This is a genomic window from Mycobacterium sp. 852002-30065_SCH5024008 (assembly GCF_001665645.1).
GTDB lineage: Bacteria > Actinomycetota > Actinomycetes > Mycobacteriales > Mycobacteriaceae > Mycobacterium > Mycobacterium paraffinicum.
The window spans coordinates 1-1719 of the sequence record NZ_LZSZ01000186.1; the positions used below are offsets into that span (position 1 = coordinate 1).

Genomic DNA, 1719 nt, shown 5'->3' on the forward strand with positions numbered 1-1719 from the left:
CCCGGTGCGATACATCCGCGCCGCCGGCGCCCCGGCGAAGGGACATGCCACAAACCGCGATGCGGTCAACCCAGCCCGGCCCCAATAGCCGATCCCGACCCCGGCGCCGGCCACATACAACTCCCCGACCACTCCCGGCGGCACCGCACGCAACCACCCGTCCAGGACGAAGAAGCCCAGATGCGCCAACGGCATCCCGATCGGGCTGGCCGCCCCGGTGAGATCACCGGGCACGATCTCGCGTATCGAGGCATGCACCGTGGTCTCGGTGATGCCATACATGTTGATCAACCGTGGTGATCGCGGGTGGTTGTGCTGCCACGTCGAAAGACGTGCGGGCTCAAGGGCTTCACCGCCGAACACCACCGTCTGAAGCGCCAGCTGGTCTGCCCGCTCGGGCTGGAGCGCATCAACGGTTTGCAGCGCATAAAACGCCGACGGAGTCCGGCTCAACACGCTGACCTGCTCACGCACCAGCACAGCGTGGAACTCCTCTGGCGAGCGCGCCACCGCCTCCGATACGACCACCAACCGCCCACCACCGAGCAGCGCACCGAAGATCTCCCACACGGAGAAGTCAAAAGCCAGGGAATGACACTGCGTCCACACCCCCGCTGGATCCAACCTCCCTTCCAGCGACGCCAGCAACTGGATGACGTTGTGATGGCTTATGGCAACGCCTTTGGGCACCCCGGTGGTGCCCGAGGTATAAATCAGATACGCAATATCCTCAGCAGCCGGGGCCGGTAAGGCCGTGGCCGGCTGGGTCTCGATCGCGGGATCATCGACAGTGATAACCACTAGGTCATACCCGTGCAACCGATCGGCCAGCCCGGTAGTGGTAATCGCGGCGATCGGCGCGGCATCAGCCACCATGAACCCGATCCGCGCCGCCGGCAACGCCGGGTCGATCGGCACATAAGCCGCCCCCGACTTCAAAACCGCCAGGATCGCCACGACCGCCTCCACGGACCGCGAAAACAGCAGCGCCACGAACGAACCCGAGCTCACCCCGTAAGCCGTCAACAGGTGCGCCAACCGGTTGGCCGCCTCATCCAGCTCGCGGTAAGTCACCGAGTGGCCCTCATAGCTGATCGCCACCGCCTCAGGCGTGCGCACCACCTGCTCGGCGAACAACACCGGAATCGACACCGACGCAGATGCCGGCTGAGTCAACACCGCCCGGTTACCGATCATATCCAGGCGGGCATGCTCAGCCTCATCGAGCAGCTCCATCGACGAGAGCCGCCGAGTCGGATCGGCCGTCATCCCCGCCAGGACGCGCTGGAATCGGGTGATCAGCGCTTGGATGCTTTGCGGGTCAAACACATCGGTGCGAAACTCCACCGCCCCGCCAATCCCGGCGGGCTCACCGGCCTCGGTCCACCGCTCGGCCAGGAAAAACGTCAGATCCCAACGGGCACTGTGGGTTTGCACCGGCAAGGGGTTGACCTGCACATCCCCCAAGGCCACCCCCACCGCGGGATCACTGGCAGACCAGGCGAAGTTTTGCCAGGCCAACGCCACCTGAAACAAGGGGTGATGGGTCAGGCTGCGGGTGGGGTTGAGCCGTTCCACCAGCACCTCGAAGGGCACGTCTTGGTGCTCAAAGGCGGCCAGGCTGCGGGCACGCACCTGCCCTAGGAGTTCGGCCACGCTGGGGTCGCCGGCCAGATCGACGCGTAACACCAGGGTGTTGACGAAGAACCCGACCAGCTC

1 protein-coding gene is annotated in these 1719 nt (G+C 65.3%); it reads right to left on the reverse strand.

Annotated elements, in window-relative coordinates:
• A partial coding sequence (locus A5781_RS24295; protein ID WP_156625030.1) for an amino acid adenylation domain-containing protein occupies positions 1-1719 on the reverse strand: 1719 nt, incomplete at both ends.